This window comes from Mesorhizobium sp. M7A.F.Ca.ET.027.02.1.1, assembly GCF_004022985.1.
Lineage (GTDB): Bacteria > Pseudomonadota > Alphaproteobacteria > Rhizobiales > Rhizobiaceae > Mesorhizobium.
This window is the reverse complement of the sequence record NZ_RZOL01000574.1, coordinates 1-2,964: the sequence shown is the minus strand read 5'-3', so window position 1 is coordinate 2,964 and position 2,964 is coordinate 1. Positions and strand designations below refer to the sequence as shown.

Sequence of the window (2,964 nt, the reverse complement as noted above, 5' to 3'; positions counted from 1 at the left end):
CTGGGTCCCACATGATGATGCTGTCTACGACCGGGTCGGCAATATCCTCTTGAGCCGCATCATGGGGGCAGAGGTGCGCCTGGTTGACGAGGGCTTTGACATCGGCATCCGCCGCAGCTGGGAAAAGGCACTTTATGAAGTCAAGGCAAGGGGCGGCAGGCCATATGCGATACCTGCCGGCGCCTCTGTCCACAAATACGGCGGCCTGGGCTATGTGGGGTTCGCTGAGGAGGTGCGTGCCCAGGAAGAGCAGCTTGGGTTTGCCTTCGACTATATCGTCGTCTGTACGGTGACTGGTTCAACCCACGGCGGCATGCTCGTCGGGTTCGCCAAGGATGGTCGACAGCGCAACGTGATCGGTATCGATGCCTCCGCCATGCCCGCCAAGACCAAGGCGCAGGTGCTCGGCATCGCCCAAAATACAGCGAAGCTCGTCCACCTCGGAGCGGAAATTGTCGAGGCAGACGTGGTGTTGTTCATGGACTACGCGTACCCGGGTTATGGCGTTCCATCGGAGGAAACCAAAGAGGCAATCCGTTTGTGCGCGCGGCTCGAGGGCATGATTACGGACCCCGTTTACGAGGGCAAATCGATGCAAGGGATGATCGACCTCGTCCAGAGGGGCTTCTTTCCACAGGGATCGAGGGTCCTCTACGCACATCTCGGCGATCAACGGGTACGGCTACACCTTTCGCAACGGTTGACGTTCGGCAGTCTGCGATTCCGCGGTCGCGCTCGAACGTGGGTAGGTAGCGTCGTTCGAGCGCTTGGCTGGAGAAGTGGAGGCAGCGACGGGCATCCACTAATTGGTACCATTACGTGCTGTCGGGGCTCAACGCCACGCGCATTGAGCGCATGCCGCCGTTGGCAACCGCGAGGCGAATTTTGACTCCGGGGCAAGAATCCACACGCGGCGGTGGCGGCACGAGGACCAAGCCGGCGAGTTCGCGCTTTCGAACTGGCGCCAAACTGCCACTGCTCGAGGACCGAGGCCAGTCTAATCACAGGCGAGCCGTCCAAGCTCTCAAGAGATAGGGCGAAACCCGACAGCGGCAGAAGACATGTCGGGTTCACGACAATCGGCCGCATTTAGCCTCGTGGAGAATTTCAAAGCATTTCCCGCCGCTTACCGGAGCTGAGGGAATTGGCACCTCCGTTGCAGCTTGATGTGCGGCAACACGGTGAGAGCTTCGCTGAAGCAAGCCAGAGGGAGCGATGCCCTCGAGACCGTGTCCGATTTTGACGGGAAAATATTCCGCGACAAAAGAGACGAAAGGTGTGGAATGACTTTGGACACCAAGATGGAACTGCGTATGGGGTCCCCGGCTCCTGCGATCAAAGTGGAGAACTGGCTGCGTGGCGAGCCCCTCACGAACTTTCGGCCCGGCAAGGTCTACCTCGTTGAGTTTTGGGCGACTTGGTGCGGACCATGTGTCGACGCCATGCCCCATTTGATCGAACTGCAGGAGAAATATGAAGGCAGCGGATTTGAGGCGGTCGGAGTTGCCGCCTGCGAACAGGGTCCTACCGCAGACGAGGCGCGGACCAACGTGGATGCCTGGCTGACCGAGAAGTTCCCGAATCTGAATTATCGTATCGGGTTCGATTACATTGGCGAAATGAACAAGCTCTGGATGGATCCCAGCTCTTCGATTGGGATTCCCACCTCGTTCGTGGTCGACCGCGACGGCCACATCGCTTTTATCGGCCACCCGGCGGAACTCGATGACGTTTTGCCGAAAGTCCTTAACGGCAGCTGGCGCAGCAGCTATGAAGCGAAAGCCGCCGATGCAAAGCGCATCGCGCATAACCAACTTGCAGCGCGCGAAATGTCGCTTACCGGGCCGATATACGCCAAACTTGAGCCGGCGATGCAGGCCGAGAATTGGACGGCGGCGCTCTTGGCCATCGAAGAAGGCCTCGCCTTGATGCCAGACTCTTTTGATTTTCGGCAGATTCATGCGGATCTTCTGCTTCACAAGCTGCGCGACATCAAGACCGGCATGCCGGTCATGCGAGAATTGGTCGAGGACGCGATCGACAAAACGTCCGACGCGGTGTCGTGGATGGCCTTGGCCCTCAACCAACTCTTCGATCCCACGATGGACAATTCCCATCTTCCGCGCGCGGAGCGCTTTGCGATGGGCAACGAGCTCTCGGAACAGATACTGGCACTCAATCCCCCGAACGGCGATGGCCCGTTTAAATACCGCCGGTACCTCCCGGTAGCTCAGTATTATTACGAGAGCGGCAACAAAGATCGCGCAATCGAGTTGATCGAGGTGGCACTGAAATCGGTGGACCGGCTGGGGCCAATTCCGGACCACACCAAACAGTACTATCTTACCCCATTGCTCGAAGCACTGGCCAACTACACGGGTGAGCCTGCCTGTCACGCGGATCTTTGTGTGGCTCCGCAAAAGAAGGCACCCGAAACTCAAAACGCAGTCACTTCCTGAGCAAGAATCGCGAAGGGACTGACAATTGGAATTGAACACTGGCCAATCCGCCCATCGAAGCTCTCTTCGCAGCAAGTATGTCGATGCAGCAGGGCGGCGGCTTGCGGCAGGTTGGATTTCAATTGCGTTGACCACCGGTCGGATCGCGGCGCAGACGATGTGCGCCGCGAATTCGCGCCGCAGGTCTCGCACTCGTGGACATGTCGAGGTCGGCCACGGGGCACTCTTGGGGTTGGCCCGCCCAAGCCATTCGTCGGCCACGCAAGCGGACCCGGAGTGGGCATCGCAGGAAAAGGAAATCGTACCTCGAAGACGAAGACTGAAATGACGAACAACGAAATTCCTCCGGTTGGCCCTGCTGTCAACAATGACGAAGAAGCCCTTGCTTCCCCGTTCGTCAAATGCCTCCTGCGGCTCATTCGTACTCAGGATTCCTTCGGCTTATGGGAAGGCCATTCGGATGCCGAGCTGCTGGCCGAGTTCATCATCACCAAGCAACAGCAAC

General features: G+C 58.5%; 1 protein-coding gene and 2 pseudogenes. All 3 read left to right on the top strand.

Translation table 11 applies throughout. The features are described from left to right. A pseudogene (locus tag EN749_RS33595) lies at positions 1–704 on the top strand (pyridoxal-phosphate dependent enzyme); the annotation flags it as partial. Between the two features lie 597 nt (positions 705–1,301). Then, positions 1,302–2,459 (top strand): TlpA disulfide reductase family protein, encoded by a 1,158-nt coding sequence (locus EN749_RS33590; RefSeq protein ID WP_126080608.1) that lies wholly within the window; start codon positions 1,302–1,304, stop codon positions 2,457–2,459. 324 nt (positions 2,460–2,783) lie between these two features. Beyond that, positions 2,784–2,964, top strand: a pseudogene (locus EN749_RS33585) (hypothetical protein); the annotation flags it as partial.